A 25,156-nucleotide genomic window follows, 5' to 3' on the forward strand; every position below is an offset into this window, starting at 1 on the left:
AGGCGCGAGCCCCTTGCCTGCGCCAGACCTGGTTCCCGGTGTTCCTGGTACCCCGACGCATGAACGAAGAACTGGCGACCCGTATTGGAAGTGCCGCCCGTGAGGCCCGGACGCAGCTCGGGCTCACGCAGGCGGAGGTGGCCGAGAAGCTGGGCTTGGCGCACATGGTCTACAGCCGCCTGGAGCGCGGGAAGATGCTGCCCAGCGTCCAGACGCTGCTGCGGATGTGCTCGGTGCTGCGCATCTCCTCGGATGAGCTGCTGGGGATCGCGGACGCGGAGGAGGGGGCGAAGTCCGGCAAGAAGGAGCGAGGGCAGGGCGGGGCGCCCAAGCTGCGCCAGCTCACCGGCCTCGCGCGCAAGATGGACGAGGACCAGCTCGATGCCCTCGTGACGGTGGCCCAGGTGTTGTTGCGCTGAAACGATGCGGGCCCACACCTGGGGCCCGCTTGCTTCCAGCAATGTTCGGCCGCCCGTTCTCACTCTTCGTTCGGTGCGGGCGTCGCCTCGTCGGCGTCCAGGCCCTCGGGGAAGATGCCTTCTTCGTCCAGCTCCACCCGGTCGCGCAGGACGGACGCCTCCGACAGCATCCGCGCCAGCTCCTCGCTCGCCTCCTTCCTCCCGAAGGGCTGTGACTCCGCCGCGAGCGCTGCCCGCAGCGCATCGCGCATCTCGGCGGCCGTGGCGTAGCGCTCGGAGAGCTTGCGCTGGAGGGCCTTGTGGACGATGGCCTTGAGCACGTCCGGCAGGCCCGCCATCACGTTCTCCACGTCTTCGGGGCGGTACCGGTTCACGAGCGCGATCATCTGCGTGAGGGGCACCGAGGGCGTCTCCTCCGTCTTCACGTCCACGGTGGCGTTGGGGGCCTTTTCGTCTTCCACGTCGAAGAGGTGCTTGCACGTCAGCATCTCCATGAGGACGAGGCCCAGCGAGAAGATATCGGACCGGCCATCCATGGGCTTGCGGTGCAGGTACTCGGGCGAGGCGTACGCCACGTCGCCCTTGAGCAGCAGGCCCGGAGTCTCCTCCCGGCCCACCATGAGCGAGTAGGTGGCGCCGAAGTCCGTCACCTTCACCTCGCCGCTCCGGGCCACGCGGATGTTCCGGGGCGCCACATCGCGGTGGATGATGCCCAGCGGCCGGTTCTCCGAATCTCTCAGCGTGTGCGCGTGGTGGAGGGCGTCGGCCACCTCGGCGGCGATATAGAGGGCGAACGGCGCGGAGAGCGGCTTCTCGCGCATGGTGGCGAGGCTGATGATGGTGTCCAGCGTGGGGCCGTCCACGTACTCCGCGATGACGTGCGGCCGGTCGGCGTGGATTTTCAGGTGATGGACCTGGGCGATGGCCGGGTGGTGGAGGCGGAAGGCGAGCTGGACCTCCTCGATCAGCCGCTGGCAGCGCTCGAAAGTGACGGGATTGCGCAGGCGCTTGATGGTGACGTGCCCGGCGAGTCCATGGGGGAGGTGACGCTCGGCCAGGAGCACCACCTCGCCGTTACCCCGGCGCTCCAACGCTCGGATGGTCTCGTACGTGGTGGTCTCGATGGTGAACTGGAGCTGGGGGCGGGCGCTCTCCAGGTCGGAGCTGTTCTCCGGCGTCGCGTCCTCGATCAGTGCTTCGTCGGTCGGCGTGCTGTCATCGGTCATGTGCGGTCTCCAAGCGGGAAGGGACTCGCGGTGGAGGCTGGCTCGGGCCTTCCGGCTCCCTGGTGTGGCCTCGGCTGCGGGAGATGGGGCCGGTGGTGCTCGCGGTCAGAGGTCTACTATTCATAAACCCAAGGGGTATTACAAGTGACCGTAGGGCTCGACCGAGCGCGTGCGGCGGATCGCCTGCCCTTGCTCAAGTTCAGCCTCTGCTCCTTGCCCGGAATCTTCTCTCTCAGCTCACGAGCTTCGGCGTCGTCCGCCGAGCTGCGCGCTATGCCGGTCTGGGCGCCCCCATGCCCTCCGCCGAGCGATTGTCACGTATCTCGTCCGTTCGAAGGTTCTTGTCCCGCCATGAGGGCACTATTCAGCTACCAGCGGCTGACGGGCACGGAGCCCTACGTAGCGGTGGACGTGGGCGACTTGCGCCGCACCATAAACCCTGCTCGGGAAGCGCTCGTTATTCCGAGCACGCCTCCGAGATGGGGCGCCAGGCGTGCCGCAGCAGCGACGAGTGGTGCCCGCTTGGCGTCGTCGTCTCGCACCGTCGAATACAACGAGCTTGGGCTCTTCGACACGAAGAAGAACGGCAACTTCCGCAGGTTCTCTGGAACGCGCTGGCCCGTCATGCGGCCCCAGGCAACAGTGGGTTGATCCTTCACGGCAACGCCACCTTCGCCGACGAAGTTGACGCACGTGTTCGCTCGCCAGAAGGTTTCGTCGAGCGTGATGCCCCCCGCCCGGTCGTCCTTGCCGGGGAACGAGGGCGCGAAGCCCAGGACCAGCGCCGCCTTGGTGCCGTTCTGATGGACGAGGCTCGACAGGAGCTGCACGAAGGTGTCAGTCAGCGAGTGCTCCATCCACGCGCGCACGTCTTCGCGCACCCGGTCCTTGATCTTGTTGTAGGTGGAATCCATCCCACTCGCCGTCACGATCGCGGTGAAGTCAACGTGCGCCGCTGTCGAGCCATAGGTGAGCCGCCCATTGGTTGCCTTCCTCAGCATTTCACCTGCGAGGGACCACCAGTTCTCATAGGGGTTGGCGAAGTAGTTGTCCTGCGCGACCCACTGCTTCTGGACGTCGTCCTCAATGGGGAGATGTTCAGGAAATTCCTCGGCGCTCGCGTTCAGCGCAATTGTGACTACGGGGACGTGCCGCTCGTTATGGGGCAGCCCGAACCCAAGGACCGGAGGGAAGGGCAGGCTTCTAGGCGGGAAGAACTCCGCGAGCTGCGAGTTCCCCCGGAGCTGGTCTCGATGCTTCTGCGCCTTGGCGTAGAGCGCGGCGAATTGTTGCCGTTCCATTCGTGCAGCGTACCTGATGCCATCGTTGGTTGCTCGCTCACCCTTGCCGCCACAAGACTGAGCCCTCACCTCGCATCCTGAAGCTCGTCAGAAACTGGCCGTAGGGAGCTTGAGCAGGACCGTGCGGTCCAGGAGCCGAATGATGTCGTGCTCGTCTGCGGTCGCCATCATCCAGTACACGATCATGGCCTCGAATGCGTCGCTGCGATTCTTGCCGCAGGAGACGATCTCGCGCGTGAAGTGGTTCGGTTCGTGGAACAAGACCAGCGGTAGATGGCGCCCGACATCGGCCAGCAGGCGCGGGGCCATCAATCCCAGGAGAACGCCGGTCGCTTCGAGGGCACAGGCTCGGTGTTTTCCCCTACGAGCACACGACCCTCGTGATCACCGGGGGAGGGTCCGGCAACCTGGTCCTGCGGCACCACGCGCGGCTGTCCCGGCTCCGATGCTGGCGGCCCGGTCGCGGTCGGCGAAGGGGCTTCGGTTCCGTTTGCCACATGGCGATCTCCAATGCCGTGGCCGTTGGGGTCGCTGACGGTTGCCGCCCGGCAACCACCAGGGACCAACGCGCTCCTTTCGAGCATCGATCGGAGCGTCGCGTTTTCATCCCGAAGCCGCTGAAGCTCTGCGTGGATCTCCTTCTCTTTTCGCTGGCGGTGCAGCCGTAGGGTACGCGCAGGCAGCCCTGGCGCGGACGTGGCCGTGAACTGCTCCGAGGTCAGCCCGGACTTCTCCCAGGCCGCGATCATCGCGTCCAGGTCCTCCGTGCTCCAGCGGGTGCCTCGGCTCATACACGGAAGGTTGCCGTCCGGTGTACGCCGCGAATCCCCTGGCCGGTCCACGGCTCAGGATCGCGCGGTTGGGCAACTGAGCCTCGTGCCTCATGCGCACTCACCGCATGGATGCGCTCTGAGGCTCACATGCTCCCTTGCCCACCAAGAGGGAAGCCTGGAGCCTGAATTCGATACATCCATATCGACGCCCTACCGCGCGTGGTGCTCGGTGTCGCCCCTGGGGGCGCAGTGGGCCATCAACTCGATTCGATATCTCTTCGATATGGATAACTCGACGAACCTCAATGAGTGCAGCAGCAACACCCACACCGACACGGGGAACAACACGAACACGCCAAAGTTCTCTGCCGCATCGCAGGCGGCTCTGACTGAGCGTGGCATCACCGCCGAAACCGCGAGCAAGGCCGGGATTCGCGCGTACTGGACACCGGAAGAGGGAGCTGAACTTCTCGACCGGCGTGGTGGCCACCGGTCCATCCCAGCCCCCGGACTCGTGATTCCGTACCCGGGATACGCCGGGTACGTGAAACTGCGGCCCGATGATCCTTGGGTGCCGGTTCCCGAGGACCAGGTGCCGAACAGCATCGCGGCTGAGTACATGCGCGACCCGCCGCCGCAGTTCATTGAGGGCCCGAAGTACCTGTGCCCATGCGGCAAAGGCTCGCCCGTGTACTACCCGTTCGGCGTGGATGACTCTCTCCTGCACTCGACCACGAGGATCTGGATCTGCGAGAGCGAGTTCAAGGCACTGGCGCTGCGTCAGGCGGGCCTCGCGGCCGTTGCCATCCAAGGGGCGCAGAACGGCGGCGATTGCAATGCGCGCTGGATCGCGAAGTGTGAGGGCAGGGACGAGCGCGTGCTCGCCGAGGGGCTGAAGCGGCTCGCCGTCGCGGACAAGACCTTCATCATCTGCTTCGATTCCGACGTGGACACCAACGGGAACGTCCTCTCGGGCCTCCACCAACTCGGTGTGCTCCTTGCCGGAGAGAGTGCCACCGTCGAAGTCGCGTACCTGCCGCACGAGAAGGGGGAGGAGAAGCTGGGGATCGACGATTACCTCGCCGTGTCCTCTCCGGAGCGGGAGTGCCGTCTGGAGCTTCTTCAGGACTCGGTTCGACCATTCAACGTGGCCGAGGCCCTGGACTGGCTGCAGCAGCATTGGGACGACATGAACCGGAAGCAGCAGATGCTCGACTTCGATCGGGTTGCGAAGCTCGCGCGGCTCTTGCTCAAGAGGCACGACTTCAACCGGTGGCAGAGGGAGGCAAAGAAGAGGCTCAGCGGTATCGACGAGGACGAGATCGCGAACCACGCATCTCCTGCCGAAGTGCTCACCGCCGAGGCCGCGTACACGAACTTCGGGACAGCGAAGCTCGTGGAGCACTGCGTCCCGGTGCTGAACAAGCGGTTCGCGCTCCTGCGGGCCGAGGATGGCATCGAGCGCATCTTTTCGATGAACGCCCGCCGGGAGGTGAACCTGCTCCACGGTGACGCACACCTGCGACAGGTTCTTCATGACCACCTGAAGGCGCGCTTCGGTCAGATCCCGCCGGACAAACTCCTCGGCGATGCGATCCTGCTCTGGAAGAAGGAATGCCCGCGCCTCGTGGCTGAGCCGGAGCCATTCTGCTTCGAGGGGGACCAGCGGCTCTGCTTCAAACGCTTCGACTGGCAGCCCACCCAGGCCCCTTGCCCGGCATGGAGTGAGTTCCTGGAGCGGCTGAGTGACCGCGAGACGTTCATGGCCTACGTCTGGTCCTGCTTCGAGCCGAAGAACATGGGACGCCAGTATCTGTGGCTACGGGGCGAGGGGCAGGATGGGAAGTCCGTGGTGCTCGGTGTGTTGATGGAGGTGTTCGGCCCGGCTGCCACGGGCATCACGAACAGCCACTTGAAGGGCAACCAGTTCGTCTACAGCGCCTTCTACGGCAAGCGCCTCGCGGTCTACGCCGACTGCAAGAACCCCCGATTCGGCATGATGGAGATCGTCCGGAACCTCACGAGCGGCGATCACGTCCTGGTCGAGTACAAGGGCCAGACGCCGTTCTCGTACCCGCTCAAGACCAAGCTGTTCGTGGCCAGCAACCCGAAGCCGGAGATCAGCAGCCAGAACTCGGACCGCTCCAGGATGCTCTACATCGAGATCGCCGAGAGCAAGCGCAAGGACGACCCGACGTGGCGGTCCCGGCTCATGGTCGAACTGCCGGGCTTCCTGTGGATGTGCAGGCTCATCTACCAGCGCCTGTGTCCGCATCATGGTGACCTGCCACTGACGGACACCACGCGCGCGCTCCAGGATGAGCGCGCTGCCTCCTTCGAGCAGAAGTTCCAGGACTTCTTCGACGAGAACTTCGTCTTCGCCCAGGGCGCGAAGCTCACGGCCAACATCGTCTCGAAGCGAGCGCGCGCCGAGCACCTGAGCGACAACGAACTCAGCGATTTCAAGCAATGGATGGAGCGCACCCATGGCATCAATTACCGGCGCTCCAACTCCGAGCGGTATTACGAGAACCTGGCCGAGGGGAGGAATGAGCTACAATTCCCTCCGGAGGCGTTTCCACAGGTGCTGCGGGGACCGGCTCGCTGATGACGACCGTGACGGCCGGAGTGACAACCGGAGCCGTTGAGGCTGTCACTCCGATCTCGCTCGGGTAGCGCGTCGGTGACACCCGTGACGACCCTTTGGTTGAGTCAGAAGAAGCAGAAGAGAAAAGGAACTGCCCCCTTCTTCTGGCCCGACCGAACCGGGTCGTCACCGGGCGTCACGAGCGCCGTCCTCCACCGCCGTGGTTGTTTGGGCCCTCGGATCGATCCACATCTTCGCAACCTTTCACCGGCTCCGATGGGAACCGGTCGAGTGCACGTCCATGACCGAGAATTTCAGCTACATCCGTACAGGCTCCTTGCTTGCTCGGCCGGAACCACCGTCGGACCTCATTCCCATTCCATTCTTTCGACCTGCCGTGTCCTTTGAAGACCGCGAACCCGCGCCCGTGGACTGCGCCATCCTCCAGGAACTGGCCGAGATCAAGCGCGAGGTTCGAGCGCTTCGCGTCCAATCCGCCACGCAGAACGCCTCGGCCGTGTCGCTGGAGCGAGCAGCGGAGATGCTTGGCTGCAAGCGGTCACAGGTCTTCAAACTCGTGGCGCAGGGCCGGTTGGAACGGGCACCGAAGGTCGGGCGGTCCACGATGATTCTGGTGGCGAGCATCAAGGCGATGCTCGCGGAGGAAGACCCACGGAAGGGCCACCGGTCGTGCAGGCCACATAGGCGTCGACCTGCGTCGGCCAATACGAGGACACCGATGCACAAGAGTGGGAGGCAGACCAGTCAAGCAGTTCGGGATCCGGGTGCAAAGATACGCAAGCTTGATATCTAGAGGACGAACATGTTGCAAGGCATATCGTCTGTGAGAAATCCCAGTGGATGGCTTGGGGGTAGCACGTATTCAGGCCATCTATTGGCAAGCGTTGCGAGCCAGGATCTGCTCGTTGGAGAAGGGAAACGCGCGTACTTTGAGCATACCTCAACGAATCGCTCTATCGTTTTCGTGACTGTGTCTTCGCCGACTATCGCTGGAACTGACACTTCCATGCTTCTTGGGCCGCTCAGGGCGATGTGAGTGCAATTCTTGTGTACGGATTGCGTTTCCTGAAGAACATGCTCATGCGCCAGCGATCCATCCCCAGCGCGCAGTGCCATAAAACTCACGCGATAGATTACCCCAGCATGTCCCATGATTGAGGGTGGGGTCAGTGTAGCCCAATTGCGAACTGAATACCGTAGGAAAACGCCGAGAGATGGGTTGAGACGATCTCTGGCATAAAGCCAATGCTCACCATGTCCAGAGTCTGCAATGACGTTCATTTCGACAACGGCGCGCACGGGATGGGTTTTGGCGAAGTATCTAGTGGCTGGGTCGGAGAATCCTTTGGGCAGGCTGCCCAATTGTTCATTGTAGCTAGTGCAGAATTTCCAGATTCCAGTGTCGATATCCTTCAGCAACAATCGGACGCGATCTAGATCGTTGTCATGAGGGGCGCGAAAGTGTGCCACGCGGTTGCGAATCTGCTTTATTTCGTCGATCTTGGCCAAAAACAGAGCCTTCTTTGGGAAATAGTCCTCAAAAAGGTTCCAATTTTCGTCATCGCAGATGATGTCGAATAGTTCGCCTGTCGTTAGGTATGACACTGCGCTCTGGTGGCGAGTTGACATGTGCCAGTATGCCTTGTCGTTCGTCTGGGATCTGGGTGGCCAGTTTTTGACACGCTTTTTAATGGCCGTCTCCCAGGCGGCATCCCGGGTGCGTAGTTCCACGTAGACCATTTCTCGAAGCCACGCCTCCAGCTGCCAGAGCACGTCGTACAATTTTTGGATCGTGGATGGCGGTCTGAGCGGATTCCGCATCCTCGGCTCGCTCTTGCTGGCTTTCTTTGTTGTGGCTTTCTTCGTGCCGCTCTTTTTTATGCTCATGTGTGTTTATCTGTAGGTATTTGTTGCGTGTGTGCCTGGGATGCGAAGTGGTCACGGGGCGTGGGGCTGCATCTGAATCCTATCCGATGTGGTCTGCATCGCTTGAATTGCAATCGGATCCTCGGGATGCTCAAGTCGAATGGGGACGACGTACATCGGCGGCACCGTGGCGCTCACGTAGTGGAGGGCCGTGGTCCTCGTGCTGCTGTGGTTGAGCGCCTGAGCGACGGCTTCCAGAGACAAGCCACCGCCCTTCGGATTGTAGATGCGGCCCCGCTCGACCAGCCACGTTGCGAAGCTGTGCCGGATCGCGCCGAAGTGGATGAACTCCAGACCCGTGCGCGCGCCCACTCGCTCCACGGCCTCGCGGATGGTCTGGCGATCTGGCGCTGAGCCCCGGGCCTGGAGGCGCTTGGCGGCGGCGAGCCCCTGCGCATCGAGCGACAAGGTGAACCGCTTCCCGGTCTTGTGCTTGAACGTGACGGTGGCGGCGATCTCGCCCTGGTCCTTCAGCACCGTGATCTTACCGTCACCGCTCGCGAGCCGGTTTACCTCGGTGCCGTGCATCCCGGTCTTGGCCTGGAGGCACAGCACGTCGCGGATCGCCTGCGAGCCGAGGGCCGCGTAGAGCTTCTGGACGTGCTCGATGCTGTAGCCCTTGAGTTCGTGGTTCCGGCGGGCAGGGGGGACCTTCAGGAAGCGCCCGGGGTTCACCATCGGGTCCAGCTCGCCCGCGTCCTGAAGGAACGAGGTGAAGGACTTGAAGACGATGATGCGCCACTTCTTGCCGGTGTCCCAGGTGGCCAGGGTCTTCTTCAACGCCGGTCCGGTCACCGCGCGCAGGTCCTTGTCCGCGAGCGCCGTTGCCCACGCGGCCAGGTAGCTGCGCGTGCTCTTCAGGTACTCGTCGGACCTGCCGCTGGCCTTCAGGTGCTGGAGGAACCGCCGGGCGCGATCCTCGTCCAGGAACACTGCCTGCGCGGCGTCCTCCTGGGCCTGCTGGGCCTCGTCCTGGCGCTCCTGGCTCGCGGTCCGGTACGCGGCCGGGTTGCGGCGGAAGGCCGCCAGCTCGGCCAGGGCCTCGGCCTCGCTCCGCACGTCCAGCGTGACGTTGTGCGCGACCCCGGCGACGGTCTTGCGGATGATCCAGCGCGCGCTTCCGTCGGTGGCCGTGTACGTGCGACCCCCGCTCCACTTCGTCATGCGCGACTCCCATACCCCCTTACTTGGGTAAAACTTGGGTACGAGAGGTACAGGAGGGTGGGGCGTCCCGCAACCCGATCAGGGCCGCGTCAGAAAACCCCAAGGAATACATGGCGGTAGGGCACGGGAATCGAACTCGCCAGGGACGCCTCTCAGCGCCCCTCACCGGTTTTGAAGCCCAACAATCTCGACACCGCTTCGTCTCACTCCCAATCGGGACGCCACACGGGCCTCGCCATGCGAACCCGCACCTGGATCAGCTCAGCCACCAGGCCGCCGCCGCCGCGAGCAGGCTTCCCGTCACGGAGAGCGCCACCCACTTGCGCCAGGGCTTCTCCGGCGCGCGTGCCGTGAAGACCCGGGGGCCCACGAACTGGGTCGGTGACTCCGAGCGGGGCGGAGGGGCCGCGCGCTCCACGGGCCTCGTGGGCAGGGCCTCCGTGCGCATCACCTCCGTGGCCGGCGGAAGCACGGGCGCCGCTGCCGGCACGGGCCCAGGTGGCGCCCGTCGCGGCTTGGGCGGCATGGGGACGGGCGGCTCCATCAGCCGGGAAGGGAAGAGCGGAGATTCACCCAACGTCGCCAGCTCCGCGCGCAGCGCCTTGGCCACCTCCGTCGCTTCCGTGGGCCTTGCCCGTCTGTCCTTCGCGAGCAGCGTCTCCACCAGCGACACCAGCGACGCCGGAATCCCGGGGCGCAGCGGCGTGAGCGGCGGGGGCGCGTCGTACAGCACCGACTCCATCACCGCCCGGCCCCTCTGGATGGGGAACGGCCGCCGTCCCGCCAGCAATTCATAAAGACAGACGCCCAGCGAGTACAGGTCCGCCCGCGCATCCAGCGGCTCGTCGCGGATCTGCTCCGGGGACATGTACGCCAGCTTCCCCATCACCACGCCCGATGTCGTCTGCGTGCCCTCGGATGTCTTCACGATGCCGAAGTCCGCGACCTTCACCGTGCCGGTGAAGGACAACAGCAGGTTGTCCAGCGACACATCGCGGTGGATGAGCTCCATCCACTTGCCCGACTCTGGATTGACGAAGCGGTGCACGTACGCAAGCCCGTCACACGCCTGCGCGATGGCATCCAGCACCGGCGCCAGCGGCAGCAGCTCCGGCCGGCTCGCCGCGTGGACGTGCGCGAGGCTGGAGCCCGCCACGTACTCCATGGACAGGTAGAGCTGGTCGTCGATGACGCCCGTCTCCAGCACCCGCACCACGTTGAGGTGGTGCAGGCCCGCGGCCACCTCCGCCTCCCGCAGCAGACGGCGGCGGAAGCGGATGTCGGCCGCGTGCTCGGAATGGATGCGTTTGAGGACGACCGGCGCGTCCCAGCCCTCGCGCTCCGCGAGCGAGACGCGCCCCATGCCGCCTTCGCCAATCTCCCGCAGGACGCGGTACGGCCCCAGTTGCTGGACGTCATTCATTCCGGGGCAAGTCTACCGCCACTGACGCCAGGGCCGCTCGGGGAGGACAGACGTTCTTCCCGTCAGCCGTTGGAGGCCACCCGGGAGCTGTCCTGGGGCGGGGCCGCGTCTTCCTCGGCTCCCTCGCGCGCCTGGGAGCCCTTGGAGTGCGTCGTCCCCGACGACCGGCTGCTGTCGCCCGTGGAGATCCGACCGCCGCGAGCCCCCTCGGCGGGCTCCTCCGTCGAAGGCTCGGCCTGCAGCGTCTTCACCAGCTCCGCCACCGCCCGGGCCAGCTTCGAGCTCCACTCCGCGCCCTTCGACTTCGGCGCGGCTTCCCCCGCCTTCCCGTCGGGATCCACGAAGTTCGCGCAAACGGTTCCGGAGTGGCCACCAGACCTCACGCTGGAGCCTGACGCGAGCGGATCGGTCCCTGCGTCCACGGGGCGGAAGGGATGCGAGCCCCCTTCGAAGTGGTCCGGCTTCGCCTGAATGGCACTCTCGGGCTTGAAGGACGACAGGACTGCGTTCGAGGCGCCACGCCCGCCGACCGCGACGCTGTTGCCCGAGGCACCCAGCACGCGATCAGAGGGGGCGCTGGGCGGGGAACCGGGACGGTCGAAGAGGTCCTGCTTCACCGGTGCCAACCGGCCCTGCGGAGGCGGGACCGCTGGAGGATCCAACCGCGGAGGGGACTGCACGGACGGCGTGGCACTCGACGGCGGGCGGATGATCTTCACGGAGCACCTCGGACGACGGATTTCCCTCTCCCATCATCGTTCCGGGAGTGTCCGGAGTTTCCCCTGTCTCCCTGGAAAGCGAATTTCCGTGCCCTACCTCCCACGGCGGGCCGCGTCAGGGCCGGCCGGGGAGAGGACGACACGGATCCGGATCAGGGTTTTCCCCTACGCCGGAGCCGCGCGAAGTCAGCTACCCGGCCTCGGGGGCCAGTGCAGGGCAGGTGACGTGGGCGGGCATGGACCACAGGGCGTTGCCCGGAGGCCCACCGTTGGCGACGAAGAAGATCCGGTCCCCGACGCGCCTGAACGACTGGGGACTGGAGCCTCCGTCTGGACCGATGTCCGCGACGCGGCCCGTGTTGGCGACCGTGCCGTCCGTCACCCAGGGCTCCTGGCCGTCGTTGGGGCCCGCGCTGGTGAAGAGGAGGGTGCCGCTGCCGGTATTGAAGAGGGTCGACCAGTTCTCATCCGACGTGCTCAGTCCCTGGTTCAACTGCAGTGTCCCCGCCGCCGTGCCATCCGTCACCCAGAGGTCCACCCTGCGAGGCGCGGGCCCCGGCGAGCCGATGGCAACCGAGAGGTAGAGCTTGCTGCCCACTGGTGTCGCGATCTGGAGATACGGCTGCGCGCCGGGCTGTCCCGCGAAGGGGTTGGGCAGGGTCGTCACGGTCGCCTTTCCTCCCCCCGACAAGGACACGCGCGCCAGTCTCAGCCGGTCATCCGTCGTGCCGTAGGAGACGTAGACGTGGGAGCCGAGGACGCCGAGCAGGCTCGACACGTGGCCGAACGTCTCCAGACGCACGGTGCCCGCCGCCGTGCCATCCGACTTCCAGATCTCCGTGTTGCCCGCATCCCGCAGCGCGAACACGATGCCGCCGGTCGTGCCCCGGAGGTCGCTCACCTGGGGCTCGCCCGCGTCCAGCGCCTTGATGGCGGAGGTGCCCACCGCCGTGCCGTCGGTCCGCCACAGCCGCGTGCCATTCACCGCGTCCTGGAGGAAGAACAACTGCACGCCTCCCGCGATCACGGTGCTTGCCTGTAGTGTGGCCTGCGTCCCGAAGTCCACCACGCGGACCGTCCCGGCGGCCGTGCCATCCGACCGCCACGACTCCAGCCGGGTCCCGGAGGGCGCCAGGGGCACCCCGCGGAAGAAGCTCAGCGCGCCGCCCAACTGCGCGAAGGACGAGAACTGCGTGCCCTCGGCCCCCGGGGTGAGGTCCACGACGGGTCGCGTGCCCGCCTCCGTGCCGTCGGTGACCCACAGCTCCCGGCCCAGCACCGTGTCATTGATGCTGAAGAAGAGCTGGGAGCCCACGGCGGTGAAGCCGCCCAGCTCCCGGTCGCCGGTGGTGCCCTGCGCGGGGAACTCCTTCACCACGACGGTGCCCGCGGTCGTCCCGTCGCTCTTCCACAACGAGGCCTGGCCTCCGACGACTTCCGTCGCGAAGTAGAGCGTGCCCTGAAGCTCCGACAGGCCGTAGGGACTCGGACGCCAGGGCGGCGGAAGCGGGGTCCCCGGAGCGATGACGTCCTTCACCTTCACCGCCACCCCGGGGGCGCACGCCTGGGCCTGGACGGTCGCATCCCGTGGGGCCATCTCCGCTTCCGCCTCGGGCTCCACTCCGCCACATCCCACCAGCCCCACACCGACCACGGCCCACCAGGCCTTCACGCGCATGTCCGCTCCTTGGCTTCACGACAGCCGACGGACGGTGGGGGGCCTGGGATTGGACGGACACCCGTCCTCGAGGGCATGTGGGTGCTGCCTTTGCGACATTCAAACCCGCCACCGGAGTGCAGAGACAGTCCGGTGGCAGATGTCGCAGGGCAGCGTTTCCTGCGCGGCGCGGCTAAGGGGAAGCCGCGACAGGCGCGCCCGGATGGGCGTCCACGCCAATCACGTCGCGCACGGAGGCGAAGCCGTCGCGGGCCAGCAGCGCACCCAGGTCCATCAGGATGCGGCCCACCATGCCCGGGCCTTCGTAGATGAAACCCGTGTACACCTGCACCACGGTGGCACCCGCGCGCAGCTTCTCGTAGACGTCCTGGGCGGTGAACACGCCGCCCACGCCGATGAGGGGCAGGGTGCCCCGGCTGCGCTGGTACGCGCGGCGGATGACGGCGTTGGACAGCTCGCGCACGGGGGCGCCGGAGAGCCCGCCGGCCTCCTTCGAGTGCTTGTGTTCGAAGGGCCGGGTGATGGTGGTGTTGGTGGCGATGAGGCCGGACAGCCCCCGCTCCAGCGCCACGTCCACCACCTCGTCCACGGCCTCCGGCGTGAGGTCCGGGGCGATCTTCAGGAACAGCGGCGTGCCCGGCGCCACCTGGCCCATGCGCTCCTGCACCGCGCGCAGCAGGGCGGACAGCTGCTCCGGCTCCTGCAGCGTGCGCAGGCCCGGCGTGTTGGGCGAGGACGCGTTGACGACGACGTAGTCACCCAGCGGCGCGAGCGCGTCCACGCACGCCACGTAGTCATCCACCGCGCGCTCCAGCGGCGTGTCCTTGTTCTTGCCGATGTTCACGCCCAGCGGGCCGGGCTTCCACGCGCGGCCCGTCAGGTGGGCCGCGGCGGTGGCCGCGCCGTGGTTGTTGAAGCCCATGCGGTTGATGACCGCGCGGTGCTCCGGCAGCCGGAACAGGCGCGGCTTCGGGTTGCCCGGCTGGGGCTTCGGCGTGACGGTGCCAATCTCCACGGCGGAGAAGCCGCAGGCGAAGAGCCCGTCCACGGCCTCCGCGTCCTTGTCCAGCCCGGCGGCGAGCGCCACCGGGTGGGCGAAGCGCAGCCCGGCCAGCTCCACGGACAGGTCCATGGGCGCCTGGCGCAGGGTGCGCTCGCGCATCGACTGGCACAGGGACGGCATGCGTCCCAGGGCCGCGAGCCCGGACATGCCCAGCCGGTGTGCGGGCTCCGGGGGCAGGGTGAAGAGCAGCGAGCGCGTGAAGCCGTACATGCGTCAGGCCGGGATGAAGGACGCCTCGCGCGCCCACGCGAGTGCCTGGTCCACCTGCTCGGTGGTGAGCAGGCCGTTGGACTCGACGATCTCAATCTCCCGCCGCATGTCCGTCTCCAGCAGGTAGGGGCCGTCCGTGTTGATGGTGAACTTCACCTTGCGGTCCCACAACGTCTGCATGATGTGCTTGAGCTCCGCCAGGTCCGCCACCGCCTTGGTGTGGATGTTGGACGTGGGGCACAGCTCCAGCGTGATGTTGTTCTCACGCAGGACCTTCATGGCGGACTCGTCGTAGGCGGCGCGGATGCCATGGCCGATGCGGTTCGGCTTGAGCTTCTCCACCGCTGCCATCAGGCCCTCGGAGCCCGTGCCGGCCGTCTCGCCGGTGTGCACGGTGCACTTGAGGCCGCCCTTGCGCGCGCGGGCGTACAGGTCCTCGTACTCCGCGAGCGCGGGCTTGTGCTCCATGGCGTCGCGCTCCGTGCCGGCCAGGTCGATGCCGTACACGCCGCGCGAGCGGTACTTGATGGCCTTCTCCACGATGATGCTGTTGAGCTTGTGGTCGAACTCGCGGGCCAGGCAGAAGATGAAGCCCACCTTCACGCCGTACTCCAGCACCGCGCGGTCCATGCCCCGGAGCGCGGCGTGGATGATGTGGTCCAGGTCCAGCTCGGAGGACAGGTTGCGCTTCATCGGGTTGAAGCGCAGCTCGATCTGCGTGACGCGGCTGCCCCGGTACTCCTTGCCAATCACCTCGTAGACGGAGCGCTCGATGGCGCTGGGAGAGGATTGGATCTTCTCCGTCCAGGTGTGGAGGATCTTCAGGTAGTCGTCGAGGCTGCCCACCTTGCCCGGACGGGAGGTGATGAGCTCCACGAAGTCGAAGTAGTTTTTGACCGGGAGCTTGAAGCCCTGCTGGTGGGCAATGGACCACAGGATGTGCGGGGCTACCGCGCCACCCACGTGGATATGAAGGTCGATGAGGTCGCGAACCATGGCGGCATGTATGCACAGCCACGGCCACGCGTAAAGCTATCGGCGCAGCAGCACGTACACCGCGCCCGTCCCGCCGTCCTGCGGACGTGCGCTGGCGAACGCCAGCACCAGCCGCTCCATCCGCTTCTGCGCCAGCCACACCTTCATGCCCTCCTTCAGCACGGGCACCTGGTCCTTGGAGTTCAAACCGCGCCCATGGACGATGAGGACGCAGCGCTTCTTGGAGCGCTGGCTGTCGGACAGGAAGCGCTCCACGGCGCCCCGGGCCTCGGCGGCCGTCTTGCCGTGAAGGTCCAGCGTGTCCTGGACGGAGAAGTCCCCCCGGCGCAGTGAGCGCAGCAGGTTGCGGTCCACACCGGGCGCGGCGCCCTCGATGAACTCGTTCGAGTCCGCGACGTCGAAGCCGCCCTCACCGGCGACCAGCTCCGACAGCTGGGCCAGGGCCTCCGCGTTGTCGTCGATGATCTCCGGCAGGCGCGGGTTCACCTTGGGGGCCTCTCCCCGATTGGTGATCTGGTGCACGCCGTCCATGGCGGAGAAGAAGAGGCCCACGTCGTCGTCCTCGGGACGGGCCTTGGCGGCCTTCACGGGCTTCGCGACGACCTTCTTCTTCGCGGCGGCTTCCGCGGCGGCCTTCTGCTGTTCCTGCTTCTCCTGGTCCTGGAGCGTCTTGATGGCGGACTTGAAGGGGTTGTTCTGGAAGGCCGCTTCCTTCTTCTTCGGGGGCTGCTTGCTCATGGGGTTCCCTGTTTCTAACCCGGCTACAGGTCGCGCAGCTTCCGGATCGTCTCGTAGGCGTCGCGGACTTCCTGGAACCGGCGGGCGGCCTTCTCGGCGGCCTTGGGGCCCAGCTGGGTGAACTTGTCCGGGTGGTGGGCGGCGGCGAGCTTGCGGAAGGCGGCCTTCACCTCCGCGTTGGTGGCGTCCGGCTTGAGGCCCAGGCACTCGAAGTGGGGGGCGTCGTCGCCCAGGTGCTGGCGGGCCAGGGCCTGGATCTGCCCATCCGGGATGCCCAGGCCGTCCGCCGTGCGGCGCAGGACCTCCGTCTCCGAGCGCTGCATGTGCCCGTCCGCGAGCGCCATCCCGTAGAGCGCGTCCAGCAGGCGCAGCCGCTCGTCCGCGGGGAGGGCTTCCTGGCAGGCCTTGAGGGAGGCGGCCGCCTTGAGCGAGGCGGGCTTGGCGATGAACGCCTTGAGGTACCGGCCGACCGCCTGGATGGTGTGGGGGTCGGCGTGGAGGACCTCCTCGAAGTAGCGGCGGATCTCCCGGACCTCCTCGCGGCGCAGCTCCCCGTCCGCGCGGGCCACATCCATGAAGACGGCGACGATTTCCCGGTCGAGCGGATCCTCCGGCGGGGTCTCCACGGCGCGGTGTTCCCCGGGCATGGGGCCGTCCCCCCTGGGGGAGGGACGCTTGGAGGCGGTGGGGAAGTCGGAGAAGTCGGAGAACAGCTCCGGGTTCGAGGGAGGAGGGGCGTTCTGCTCGTCGAAATAATGGCCGACGGCGACGCCCGCGATGAGGGCGAGCACGATGGCCAGGGGCCCGCCCATGAGGAGGCCGACCACGAGTCCAAGCATCGCCCCGAGAACTTTTCCAGCGCCCATGCCTTCGCTTCGCTCCCTTGAATCCGCCCAGTTTTGCATAAGGTGGGCCGCATGACGGCCCAGTTGATCGACGGCAAGGCAGTGGCGGCGCGCGTGCGGGCGGAAATCAAGGAGGAGGTGGCGCGCCTGAAGGCGGAGCGCGGCATCACCCCCGGGCTCGCGGTGGTGCGTGTAGGTGAGGATCCCGCCTCCAAAATCTACGTGACGGGGAAGAAGAAGGCCGCCGAGGAGGTGGGCTTCAACTCCTGGGAGCACCACCCGGACGCGTCCATCACCCAGGACGAGCTCCTGGCGCTGGTGCACCAGCTCAACGAGGACCCGGCGGTGCACGGCATCCTGGTGCAGCTGCCCCTGCCCAAGCACCTGGACGCGGACGCCATCATCTCCGCGGTGAGGCCGGAGAAGGACGCGGACGGCTTCCACCCGATGAACGCGGGCAACCTGCTGCTGGGCCGGCCGGCCACGCGCGCGTGCACGCCCTGGGGCGTGATGCGGCTGTTGGAAGAGGTGGGGTGCAACCCGGCGGGCAAGCGGGCGGTGGTGGTGGGCCGCAGCAACATCGTGGGAAAGCCCCAGGCGCTGATGCTGCTCCAGAAGGACGCGACGGTGACGGTGTGTCACCGCAAGAGCGACCTGCCGGCGGAGGTGGCGCAGGCGGACATCCTGGTGGTGGCCGTGGGCGTGCCGGAGCTGGTGAAGGGCGCGTGGATCAAGCCCGGCGCGGTCGTCATCGACGTGGGGATGAACCGCAAGGCGGACGGCAAGCTGGTGGGCGACGTGGAGTTCGCCGCGGCCGCCGAGCGCGCTTCGTTCATCACCCCGGTGCCCGGCGGCGTGGGCCCGATGACCATCGCCATGCTGATGAAGAACACGCTGGAGGCGGCGCAGCGCGCCGGGAAGTAGGTCGCGCGTGGTAGGCCTCCCTGCCCGTGTCTGGCAGGGAGGCGGTCATGCCCTGGAGCGTGTCTGGAATCACCACTCCGGACAGACGGGCGGGCCTCCGGCGTTCTTGCGGACATCCGCGTTGGTGCACCCGCCGTCGGGCGTCTGATCCGCGAACATCTGGATGCCGTTGTTGCAGGTGACCTTGTTTCCGGACACGGGACACCAACCGTCGTCCTCGAACGGGTCACAGCTGTCGGGTGGGGCCATCGCGTGGACCCGCCCGTCTGTCATTGAAGTCCCGGCAGGCGGCTCTCCGTCGGCTGGCGCTTCCGTCGCGCCGGGCCCTCATCCCGGTTGCTCAATTGCTACTTGTGCTACCTGCTGTGTGGCCCATCAAGGAATTGCAGGGCTGTCGAGGTGAATGGAGCCTCGGGATCATCAATGGGAACGTGGTCGCCGCCAGGAATAATCCATAACGCCGCATCCGGTATGGAACGGTAGATGCTTACAGGAATATCAACGGGGAAAAGCTGTCGCGATCACCGTGCACAACGAGCGTACGCGCTGCAATGGTTGATAGGCTTTTCGCACTGAAATTCATATCGTCGTGGTCTTCGCTTAACGCATTGAACTGCGCAATGAGTTGACGAATCTGTTCATCACCGCGGTGTGCGCACTCCCGATACATCTCTTGCACTTGTTGGGGCATGGTGCCAAACGAAGCTCTCCGCATGATGGTCCTTGCCTGAGTCGGGAAAATGGGAGGTTGCACTGATCAACACCATTGACTCGATGCGCTTGGGTTGGCTCGTCGCCATATGAAGGAGCGTCATGCCGCCAGAACTCATACCCATCGCCGAGAAGTGACCGACCCCCAGCTTCTCAAGCAACCGGTGGGGGCAACCACCTTGTGCAACAGCGGCCCGTCCTTCTGACGCGGCCCTCTTCAGGGCGACGGACTCCCTGTAGAGGGCCATGGGCGTCCGGTACTCGAGCGCTTGGTGGGGGCGCTCCTGGTTGAAGAAGCGCATGTCGCCGCCGATACCGCCCCGGGCCACCCGCACGTCCTCGTAGGCGAGGAGGTATACCTCCTCGTACTGAGGCTCCTCCACAGCCACGCTACCAGCACGTTCGAGGTGAAGTGGCTGGCCACCGCGCAGTGCGCCGTTGCAATCACAGCCGGAGCAGAGGTTGGCTCCAGGTGCGACGGACCGTTCGGCCTCGCTCAGGGACGCATCGCAACCGGAAGGCCCCACGTTGAGCCGAGCACGCCGCGTGGTCCTGCACCCGTGTGGAATACGGCCTCAGTGGAGGTGAGGTCGGGTCAGGCGCGTGCGCGTCTTTCGGTGCGCCGCGCGCGAAGCACGCGGCGCACCGATTCTCCTACCGAGACCGCGCTGAAATCAGGGCACACCGTCCCATCGCGGCATCGCGGACAGCGACTTAGAGTCCGTTGGGGACCACGGTCACGGTGCCGGAGCCCCTGTTGGTCAGGATGAGGTCGGCGTACCCATCCGCGTCCATGTCCGCGGTGGCGATGGCGTTGAGGCCAGGCGAGGCGCCGGTCGTGACGACGGTGCCCGCGGTGAAGCCTCCGTTGCCGTTGCCGGTCATCGGGCGGACGCCGCCCGAGGCCGCTGTCACGAGGATGTAGGCGTCGAGCTTGCCATCGCCGTTGAAGTCACCGGCCACGACGCCCAGCGCCGAGTTGGCGCCCGTATTGGTCGCGGCGGTTGACTGAACGCCGCTCGCGAAGGTGCCGTTGCCGTTCCCTCTGAAGTAGAAGAGGAACCGGCCGGCCGCGCCGTTCGAGAGGATGTCGAGCGTGCCGTCGCCGTTGGCGTCTCCGAAGGCGATGCCCGCTGTCTGGCCGCTGGCGGAATTGCTGTAGGCGACGGGTGCGGCGAACGTGCCGTCTCCCTGGTTGATGAGGACCGACAGGCGTGCGCTGGCGGGGCTCGTCACCACGAGATCGGAGAAGCCATCGCCACTCAGGTCACGGCAGGAGATCGTCGACTGCACGCCGCCGGTGCTCGGGATGCCGATGAACGTGGGCGCGCCGAAGCTGCCCGCGCCGGTGCCGAAGAGCACGCTCACCTGGCTCAGGGTCACGCTCGTCGTGGCGATGTCAGCCACCCCGTCGTGATCGAAGTCCCCGGTGCAGAGGTGGACGGAGCCCGGGGTGCCGGTGGTGAAGCTCGTCGGCGCGCCGAAGGTCCCGGGCGCGCTCGGGCCCAGGTTCTTGTAGACGCTGATGTTTCCGTTGATGAGGAGCAGGTTGGTCTGGCCGTTGACGGTGACGGCGTCGAGCCACCCGTCGCCGTCCACGTCCACGGCCACGACCGCGTTGCTGGAGAGCGAGGCGCTCCCGTAGTTGACCTCCGACTGGACGCTGGCGTCGCCGTTCCCCAGGAAGACGGAGAGCGAGCCAGAGGGGAACAGGATCGACCCGGATTCGGCGTTGGCCACCAGGATGTCGAGCTTGCCGTCGCCATTCACATCGGCGACCGCCGGGGCCAGCGGGTTGTGGTTCGCGGGGGAGCTGACCGGCGTGCCGGGGACCTGGCCGATGGGGGCGGTCTGGCAGGTGGCGTTCGAGCAGATCTGGCCCGTCGAGCACACGATGCCGCAGGCGCCGCAGCTATTGGCGTCGCTCTGGAGGTTCACCTCGCAGCCGTCGGACGAGTTCCCGTTGCAGTCCCCAAGGGTGCCGGAGCAAGACTGGCAGATGTTCCCCTCGTAGGTGGGCGCGCACTTGCAGGTGTAGCTCCCCACGCCGTCGATGCAGGTGCCACCGTTCAGGCAGGGGCTTGCGGCGCACTCGTCGATGCTGGTGCAGGTCACGCCGTCGCCCTCGTACCCCGCATTGCAGGCGCAGGTGAAGGAGCCCCCGCTGTTGGTGCAGGTGGCGTTTTCGTTGCAGTTGTCGGTACCGGCGGCGCACTCGTCGATGTCGGTACAGGTCACGCCGTCGCCCTCGTACCCCGCATTGCAGGCGCAGGTGAAGGAGCCCCCGCTGTTGGTGCAGGTGGCGTTTTCGTTGCAGTTGTCGGTACCGGCGGCGCACTCGTCGATGTCGGTGCAGGTCACGCCGTCGCCCTCGTACCCCGCGTTGCAGGCGCAGGTGAAGGAGCCCACGGTATTGGTGCAGGTGGCGTTTTCGTTGCAGTTGTCGGTACCGGCGGCGCACTCGTTGACGTCGGCGCAGGTGCCGCTCTGGCACGTGAGGCCGTCGCAACAGGGGACCGTGGCGTCGCACGGCGCGTTCACGGACAGGCAGCCCTGGCCGCTGCACGTCGGGTCGTAGAGCGGCGAGGTCGGGTCGAGGCTGGTGACGTAGTCGCCGTTGTGAGCGCTGTGCGCGTTGATACACGCCTGTTCGCTAACACGGACGATCGTGTAGGGATGAACCGCCGAGCTGGTCTTGTGGCAGATCTGGACCTTACCTTGGACATCAAAGTAATCGCACTGCTCGGCGGTGAGGGCGGAGTCGGCCGAACCGACGTACGCGTCATTGTCTCCGACGGAGATCGGGCTGCAACCGCCGATGAGGCCGAGCAAACCGGCCCCCGCGAGCATGACGAGGAGAGAAGAGGATTGACGTTTCATTGGGAACCTCCTGAAAGAACGCACCACGGCCTGCGCGGAGGTCGCGGGTACCCAACAGACTGTTGTTGACTGCGGGTCCGCCTGAATTCACCCCCAGAGAAACGTACTACAGCCTCGCTGGCAATTTCAACAAGCACTACTTCATGCCGCGGCCGGAATCCTGCCAAGTCGGCACAATGACTGCATTTCCGCACAGCGACATTCGTGCATGCTCCGGCGCAAACCCATCACGTTCGACGTGGGGCCGGACGCGCGTCGGCGGCGACGAATGATTTGTGAATGAATGAATGGAGCGGGGGCTCAGTTTCCTGGCCATTCTTTAGATTGGCAGATGCTTGTTCGAGCGGTGCGGCCCTCCACCGGGCGCGGTTGTCACCTCGTCCGGGTGGCACGTAGACGCAGCAATCGTATGGGCCCAGCCGCTGTCCCGTGCGGGTCTGGGCGAGGAGGATTCGCTCGCCGACACGCCCTTGCCCCAAGTCCCGGAAGAACTCGTGGGAGGTGTCGCCATTCGTGAAGAGGACAACGCTCCCGGCATGCCGAGCGTCAGACGGATTGGACATGGGCGGGAAGCTCCGGTGCCCATGCGCGAGGGATTCGCGCAAAGGCACGCAAAGGTACTGCCGGCCCATGCCGGGAGGAACGACGTGGCCCACGTCCCGCGCGTGAAGCTCTTCCGGACGGAGAAGCCCGCCTTCGATCTCCTCACCTTTGAGGAGGCCGAGCGGCTTGTCGCCGACGCCGAGCCGGAGTGGCGGCCGGTGCTGCTGGTGGCCCTCAAGACGGGGCCGCGGCAAGGAGGCTGATCGGGCTCCATTGGAGCGACGTGGACTTGCAGCGCGGCAAGCTGCACGTCCGGCGCACCCTCTGGCGCGGGGTGACGGGCTCCCCCAAGGACGGGCGCGAGCGGACGGTGGATCTGCCAGTCTCGGCGGTGGACGCACTCAAGGGACACCGGCACCTGCGCGGCCCCTACGTGTTCTACCTGCCGGACGGCCAGACTCTTACCGATCTCCTGAGGAGGTCATCAAGGCGGCCATCCGGCTGGGCCACGACACGGACACCACGGTGGCGGGCGGCATCGCGGGCCTCCAGTACGGGCTGAAGGGGATTCCGCACCGGTGGCGGTCGATGCTGCGGGGAGAGGAACTGGTGGAACCGCTCCTCGCCCGGTTGCTGAAGCCCGCTCCCTGACCGCGAACCTCAGTCCGGGAAGATCTCCAGCACGTCCTTCAGCATCGCGGCGCCCGTGCCCCGGGCACCCTGTTCCGCGTTGATGATCGTGTTCACGCCGTGGAGGTCGCTGCGCAACACCGCGCCCATCTCCATCGCGCCCAGCCGGGACAGGGGATGGGACGCGTCCACGACGGTGGGCCGCACGCTCCAGTCCCACCGTCCGTCCCCCAGGGGCTCCGCGCGCGCCAGCAGCAGCACCTGCCCGCCCTTCGCCCGCGCCGCGTCCAGCTCCGCGCGCGTCACGCCGCGCATCCCCGTCACCGACACGTCCTTCAGCGTCGTGGGCACGCGCATCACCGCGTTGGCCAGGATGACCAGCTTGCTCGCGGTGTCCCAGCCGTCCACGTCCAGTGACGGATCCGGCTCCGCGATGCCCAGCGCCTGCGCTTCCGCCAGCGCCGCCTCGTACGTCCGGCCCTCCGCCATCCGGCTCAGGAGCAGTTGGCTGGTGTTGTTGAGCACGCCCTCGAACCGGCCCAGCTTCCCCAGGGCCAGGTCCCTCATGCCCATCGTCACCAGCGGCATCGCCGCACCCGCCGCGCCACTGAAGCGCAAGGGGGGCCGGCCCGGTGACTCCAGGTCGCTCATCGCCGCCAGCTCCTGGTAGCCCAGCACCAGCGGCCCCTTGCTCGCGAGCACCGCGGGCATGCCCCGCATCAGCGCGTCCCGCGTGATGTCCAGCCCGGGCTGCCCGTCCTTCAGGCTGGTGGGCGTGGCCTCCAGCAGCAGGTCCGCCTTCACCTCGCGCACCAGCGCCTGCCCGGTCATCCCCGGACGGCCCACCACCGGCAGCGACGCCACCGAACACTTCGCCCGCTTCGCCGCCAGCACCGCCGCCACGTCCAGCCCGTGCGGCGACACCGCGGCCCCGCCGGAGTCCGCCAGCCCCACCGGCAGCAGCTCCAGCCGGTAGCGCTCCATCAGCAGCGACGCGCGCGACTGGATGATTTCGAGCAGCGGCACGCCCACGTGCCCCACGCCCGTCAGCAGGAAGCGCACCGTGCGCACGGCCCGGGGATTCATGGTTCGAAGGCCTGTCGCACCCCGTCCCGGCGCAGCGTGAAGAGCATCCACGCCGCCACCGGCACCCCTACGAAACACCCGGGCGTCAGCGTGTACATGGCGCAGATGGCGCCCACCATGGCGAGCCCGTACCCCTTGAGGTTCATCGCGCTCCACGCTCCCCAGATGGCCAGCACCCCGCAGAGCACGCCGCACACGATCGCCAGCGTGAGGCCCAGCGTGAACTCCAGCACCGCGGGCGCCTGGCCCGGGGCGGAGAAGGGCGATGCCACCTTGAGCGCCGCGAGCACCGCCGCCAGCAGGCTGAAGGTGACGTGCAGCACGCCCACGATGAGCTGGAAGAACGCCGGGAAGCGCACCATCTCGAAGATCCTGATGCGCGGATCCCCCGGCGCCAGCTGTGGTCCCGGGCCGCTCATGAGCGGGCCCTCAGCGCGCTGACGATCATCCGCGTCGCGGGGGACTTGTTGAGCGTGTAGAAGTGGATGCCCGGCACGCCGCGCGCCAAAAGCTCCATGCACTGCACCGTGGCGTGCGCGACGCCCAACTGCACCACCGCGTCCGGTTGATCCTTCACGCGCTCCATCTGCAGCGCCAGCCGCATGGGCACCGTGGCGCCGCACATGCGCGTGAAGCGCTGGACCTGCTCATAGTTGGTGATGGGCATGATGCCGGGGACGATGGGGACGTTGATGCCCGCCCGTCGCGCCCGCTCCACGAAGTCGAAATAGAAGGCGTTGTCGAAGAAGAGCTGCGTCACCACGAAGTCCATCCCCGCATCCACCTTCGCCTTCAGGTGCTTGAGGTCGTCCTCGCGTGAAGCCGTCTCCACGTGGCCCTCCGGATAGCACGCACCCCCCAGGCAGAAGTTGAAATCCTCTTCTCGGACGAATCGCACCAGCTCCTCCGCGTAGCGGAAGCCCCCCGGCACCGGTTCGAAGGTCTGCTGCCCCTGCGGTGGGTCCCCACGCAGCAGCAGCAGGTTCTCGATGCGCGCCGCGTCGAGCCGGCGCAGCACGTCACGAAGCTCGTCCCGGGTGTGCCCCACGCACGTCAGGTGCGCCATGGCCTCGATGCCGGTGTGCTTCTTGATGTGCGTCACCAGGTCCACCGTCCGGTCCCGCGTGCTCCCGCCCGCCCCGTACGTCACCGACACGAACCCCGGATTCAGCGGCGCCAGCTCCTCCACCGTGCGCAGGAGCGAGGCCACGCCCGCGTCCGTCTTGGGAGGAAAAAACTCGAACGAGAAGCACGGCTGGGAGGGATTGAGGCAGTTGCGGATCTTCATGTCCG

Annotated in this window: 24 protein-coding genes and 1 tRNA gene; 6 read left to right on the forward strand and 19 right to left on the reverse strand. The window is 66.7% G+C overall.

Translation table 11 applies throughout. The features are described from left to right. Positions 1–59: 59 nt before the first annotated feature. Positions 60–419: a helix-turn-helix domain-containing protein gene (locus D7X74_RS04895; protein WP_120531744.1), complete on the forward strand. Its 360-nt coding sequence runs from the start codon at positions 60–62 to the stop codon at positions 417–419. Positions 420–478: 59 nt separating this feature from the next. Here D7X74_RS04895 and D7X74_RS04900 read toward each other — a convergent pair whose 3' ends face one another. From D7X74_RS04900 to D7X74_RS04910, 3 genes are all read right to left on the reverse strand, one after another. Then, the gene (locus D7X74_RS04900) at positions 479–1,645 is read right to left on the reverse strand and encodes a serine/threonine-protein kinase (RefSeq protein WP_120531745.1); all 1,167 of its coding nucleotides are present in this window, start codon (positions 1,643–1,645) and stop codon (positions 479–481) included. 395 nt (positions 1,646–2,040) lie between these two features. Continuing rightward, the gene (locus tag D7X74_RS04905) at positions 2,041–2,946 is read right to left on the reverse strand and encodes a hypothetical protein (RefSeq protein ID WP_120531746.1); all 906 of its coding nucleotides are present in this window, start codon (positions 2,944–2,946) and stop codon (positions 2,041–2,043) included. Positions 2,947–3,033: 87 nt separating this feature from the next. After that, positions 3,034–3,255 carry a hypothetical protein gene (locus D7X74_RS04910; protein ID WP_120531747.1) on the reverse strand — a complete coding sequence of 74 codons (222 nt, stop codon included), beginning with the start codon at positions 3,253–3,255 and terminating at the stop codon, positions 3,034–3,036. Between the two features lie 747 nt (positions 3,256–4,002). On the opposite strand from D7X74_RS04910, the gene D7X74_RS04915 reads away from it, so the two are divergent. Both D7X74_RS04915 and D7X74_RS42595 read left to right on the forward strand, forming a co-directional pair. Then, positions 4,003–6,327, forward strand: a complete 2,325-nt coding sequence (locus tag D7X74_RS04915; protein ID WP_120531748.1) for a DUF3854 domain-containing protein — start codon at positions 4,003–4,005, stop codon at positions 6,325–6,327. Between the two features lie 280 nt (positions 6,328–6,607). After that, positions 6,608–7,120 (forward strand): helix-turn-helix domain-containing protein, encoded by a 513-nt coding sequence (locus D7X74_RS42595; RefSeq protein WP_147446474.1) that lies wholly within the window; start codon positions 6,608–6,610, stop codon positions 7,118–7,120. On the opposite strand, the gene D7X74_RS42600 is transcribed toward D7X74_RS42595, so the two are convergent. From D7X74_RS42600 to D7X74_RS04955, 10 genes are all read right to left on the reverse strand, one after another. Then, the gene (locus D7X74_RS42600; RefSeq protein ID WP_147446475.1) at positions 7,117–8,214 is read right to left on the reverse strand and encodes a hypothetical protein; all 1,098 of its coding nucleotides are present in this window, start codon (positions 8,212–8,214) and stop codon (positions 7,117–7,119) included. The genes D7X74_RS42595 and D7X74_RS42600 overlap by 4 nt on opposite strands. Positions 8,215–8,265: 51 nt before the next feature. Beyond that, complete coding sequence (locus D7X74_RS04920; RefSeq protein ID WP_120531749.1) at positions 8,266–9,417, reverse strand: tyrosine-type recombinase/integrase; 1,152 nt, start codon at positions 9,415–9,417, stop codon at positions 8,266–8,268. 111 nt (positions 9,418–9,528) lie between these two features. Then, positions 9,529–9,628 (reverse strand) — tRNA-Sec (locus D7X74_RS42925). A gap of 45 nt (positions 9,629–9,673) precedes the next feature. Then, on the reverse strand, positions 9,674–10,840 hold the full coding sequence (locus D7X74_RS04925) for a serine/threonine-protein kinase (RefSeq protein WP_120531750.1): 1,167 nt from the start codon (positions 10,838–10,840) through the stop codon (positions 9,674–9,676). Between the two features lie 62 nt (positions 10,841–10,902). Continuing rightward, positions 10,903–11,559: a hypothetical protein gene (locus tag D7X74_RS04930; protein WP_147446476.1), complete on the reverse strand. Its 657-nt coding sequence runs from the start codon at positions 11,557–11,559 to the stop codon at positions 10,903–10,905. Between the two features lie 190 nt (positions 11,560–11,749). Continuing rightward, positions 11,750–13,237, reverse strand: coding sequence for a hypothetical protein (locus D7X74_RS04935; RefSeq protein ID WP_120531752.1), 1,488 nt, complete (start codon positions 13,235–13,237; stop codon positions 11,750–11,752). Positions 13,238–13,409: 172 nt separating this feature from the next. Further along, entirely contained in the window at positions 13,410–14,510 is a 1,101-nt protein-coding gene (locus D7X74_RS04940) for a quinone-dependent dihydroorotate dehydrogenase (protein WP_120531753.1), read from the reverse strand. A gap of 3 nt (positions 14,511–14,513) precedes the next feature. Next, positions 14,514–15,506, reverse strand: coding sequence for an adenosine deaminase (add, locus tag D7X74_RS04945; RefSeq protein ID WP_120531754.1), 993 nt, complete (start codon positions 15,504–15,506; stop codon positions 14,514–14,516). 36 nt (positions 15,507–15,542) lie between these two features. Then, positions 15,543–16,244: a Smr/MutS family protein gene (locus D7X74_RS04950; protein ID WP_120531755.1), complete on the reverse strand. Its 702-nt coding sequence runs from the start codon at positions 16,242–16,244 to the stop codon at positions 15,543–15,545. 23 nt (positions 16,245–16,267) lie between these two features. Further along, positions 16,268–17,083 carry a TerB family tellurite resistance protein gene (locus D7X74_RS04955; protein WP_233601977.1) on the reverse strand — a complete coding sequence of 272 codons (816 nt, stop codon included), beginning with the start codon at positions 17,081–17,083 and terminating at the stop codon, positions 16,268–16,270. Positions 17,084–17,161: 78 nt separating this feature from the next. Here D7X74_RS04955 and folD point away from each other — a divergent pair, with 78 nt between their 5' ends. Beyond that, on the forward strand, positions 17,162–18,013 hold the full coding sequence (folD, locus tag D7X74_RS04960) for a bifunctional methylenetetrahydrofolate dehydrogenase/methenyltetrahydrofolate cyclohydrolase FolD (RefSeq protein WP_120531757.1): 852 nt from the start codon (positions 17,162–17,164) through the stop codon (positions 18,011–18,013). A 69-nt stretch (positions 18,014–18,082) separates the two neighbouring features. Here the strand turns inward: folD and D7X74_RS44820 are convergent, their stop codons facing one another. The 3 genes from D7X74_RS44820 to D7X74_RS04975 form a co-directional block, all read right to left on the reverse strand. After that, the gene (locus D7X74_RS44820) at positions 18,083–18,211 is read right to left on the reverse strand and encodes a hypothetical protein (RefSeq protein ID WP_255424361.1); all 129 of its coding nucleotides are present in this window, start codon (positions 18,209–18,211) and stop codon (positions 18,083–18,085) included. Positions 18,212–18,654: 443 nt separating this feature from the next. Then, a complete protein-coding gene (locus tag D7X74_RS45200; RefSeq protein WP_370450713.1) occupies positions 18,655–19,026 on the reverse strand; it encodes an alpha/beta fold hydrolase in 372 nt (123 codons plus the stop codon). Between the two features lie 412 nt (positions 19,027–19,438). Continuing rightward, the gene (locus D7X74_RS04975) at positions 19,439–21,604 is read right to left on the reverse strand and encodes an FG-GAP-like repeat-containing protein (protein ID WP_120531759.1); all 2,166 of its coding nucleotides are present in this window, start codon (positions 21,602–21,604) and stop codon (positions 19,439–19,441) included. A gap of 647 nt (positions 21,605–22,251) precedes the next feature. On the opposite strand from D7X74_RS04975, the gene D7X74_RS45205 reads away from it, so the two are divergent. Together D7X74_RS45205 and D7X74_RS45210 are read left to right on the forward strand one after the other, a co-directional pair. Next, positions 22,252–22,410: a hypothetical protein gene (locus D7X74_RS45205; RefSeq protein WP_370450711.1), complete on the forward strand. Its 159-nt coding sequence runs from the start codon at positions 22,252–22,254 to the stop codon at positions 22,408–22,410. 10 nt (positions 22,411–22,420) lie between these two features. Further along, a complete protein-coding gene (locus tag D7X74_RS45210; RefSeq protein ID WP_370450712.1) occupies positions 22,421–22,798 on the forward strand; it encodes an ADP-ribosylglycohydrolase family protein in 378 nt (125 codons plus the stop codon). A 9-nt stretch (positions 22,799–22,807) separates the two neighbouring features. Here D7X74_RS45210 and D7X74_RS04990 read toward each other — a convergent pair whose 3' ends face one another. From D7X74_RS04990 to metF, 3 genes are read right to left on the reverse strand one after another with little or no spacing between them, the layout of a single operon-like run. Beyond that, positions 22,808–23,863, reverse strand: coding sequence for a hypothetical protein (locus D7X74_RS04990; protein ID WP_199732676.1), 1,056 nt, complete (start codon positions 23,861–23,863; stop codon positions 22,808–22,810). Next, positions 23,860–24,282 carry a hypothetical protein gene (locus tag D7X74_RS04995; protein ID WP_120531761.1) on the reverse strand — a complete coding sequence of 141 codons (423 nt, stop codon included), beginning with the start codon at positions 24,280–24,282 and terminating at the stop codon, positions 23,860–23,862. The genes D7X74_RS04990 and D7X74_RS04995 overlap by 4 nt, the downstream gene beginning before the upstream one ends. Next, positions 24,279–25,151, reverse strand: a complete 873-nt coding sequence (gene metF / locus D7X74_RS05000) for a methylenetetrahydrofolate reductase [NAD(P)H] (RefSeq protein WP_120531762.1) — start codon at positions 25,149–25,151, stop codon at positions 24,279–24,281. The genes D7X74_RS04995 and metF overlap by 4 nt, the downstream gene beginning before the upstream one ends. Between the last annotated feature and the right edge of the window lie 5 nt (positions 25,152–25,156).

The sequence above is a fragment of the Corallococcus sp. CA047B genome (assembly GCF_003612065.1).
In the GTDB taxonomy this organism is placed as follows: Bacteria; Myxococcota; Myxococcia; order Myxococcales; family Myxococcaceae; genus Corallococcus; species Corallococcus praedator.

Excerpts from the sequence above, each read along its gene's own strand:
- D7X74_RS04910 (WP_120531747.1), bottom strand. The coding sequence starts at position 3,255 with ATGGCCCCGCGCCTGCTGGCCGATGTCGGGCGCCATCTACCGCTGGTC.
- D7X74_RS04920 (WP_120531749.1), bottom strand. The coding sequence starts at position 9,417 with ATGACGAAGTGGAGCGGGGGTCGCACGTACACGGCCACCGACGGAAGC.
- D7X74_RS04950 (WP_120531755.1), bottom strand. The coding sequence starts at position 16,244 with ATGAGCAAGCAGCCCCCGAAGAAGAAGGAAGCGGCCTTCCAGAACAAC.
- D7X74_RS04935 (WP_120531752.1), bottom strand. The coding sequence starts at position 13,237 with ATGCGCGTGAAGGCCTGGTGGGCCGTGGTCGGTGTGGGGCTGGTGGGA.
- D7X74_RS04905 (WP_120531746.1), bottom strand. The coding sequence starts at position 2,946 with ATGGAACGGCAACAATTCGCCGCGCTCTACGCCAAGGCGCAGAAGCAT.
- D7X74_RS04955 (WP_233601977.1), bottom strand. The coding sequence starts at position 17,083 with ATGCTTGGACTCGTGGTCGGCCTCCTCATGGGCGGGCCCCTGGCCATC.
- folD (WP_120531757.1), top strand. The coding sequence starts at position 17,162 with ATGACGGCCCAGTTGATCGACGGCAAGGCAGTGGCGGCGCGCGTGCGG.
- D7X74_RS04900 (WP_120531745.1), bottom strand. The coding sequence starts at position 1,645 with ATGACCGATGACAGCACGCCGACCGACGAAGCACTGATCGAGGACGCG.
- D7X74_RS04995 (WP_120531761.1), bottom strand. The coding sequence starts at position 24,282 with ATGAGCGGCCCGGGACCACAGCTGGCGCCGGGGGATCCGCGCATCAGG.
- D7X74_RS04925 (WP_120531750.1), bottom strand. The coding sequence starts at position 10,840 with ATGAATGACGTCCAGCAACTGGGGCCGTACCGCGTCCTGCGGGAGATT.
- add (WP_120531754.1), bottom strand. The coding sequence starts at position 15,506 with ATGGTTCGCGACCTCATCGACCTTCATATCCACGTGGGTGGCGCGGTA.
- D7X74_RS04895 (WP_120531744.1), top strand. The coding sequence starts at position 60 with ATGAACGAAGAACTGGCGACCCGTATTGGAAGTGCCGCCCGTGAGGCC.
- D7X74_RS42600 (WP_147446475.1), bottom strand. The coding sequence starts at position 8,214 with ATGAGCATAAAAAAGAGCGGCACGAAGAAAGCCACAACAAAGAAAGCC.
- D7X74_RS04975 (WP_120531759.1), bottom strand. The coding sequence starts at position 21,604 with ATGAAACGTCAATCCTCTTCTCTCCTCGTCATGCTCGCGGGGGCCGGT.
- D7X74_RS04915 (WP_120531748.1), top strand. The coding sequence starts at position 4,003 with ATGGATAACTCGACGAACCTCAATGAGTGCAGCAGCAACACCCACACC.
- D7X74_RS04940 (WP_120531753.1), bottom strand. The coding sequence starts at position 14,510 with ATGTACGGCTTCACGCGCTCGCTGCTCTTCACCCTGCCCCCGGAGCCC.
- metF (WP_120531762.1), bottom strand. The coding sequence starts at position 25,151 with ATGAAGATCCGCAACTGCCTCAATCCCTCCCAGCCGTGCTTCTCGTTC.
- D7X74_RS42595 (WP_147446474.1), top strand. The coding sequence starts at position 6,608 with ATGACCGAGAATTTCAGCTACATCCGTACAGGCTCCTTGCTTGCTCGG.
- D7X74_RS04990 (WP_199732676.1), bottom strand. The coding sequence starts at position 23,863 with ATGAATCCCCGGGCCGTGCGCACGGTGCGCTTCCTGCTGACGGGCGTG.
- D7X74_RS45200 (WP_370450713.1), bottom strand. The coding sequence starts at position 19,026 with ATGCGCTTCTTCAACCAGGAGCGCCCCCACCAAGCGCTCGAGTACCGG.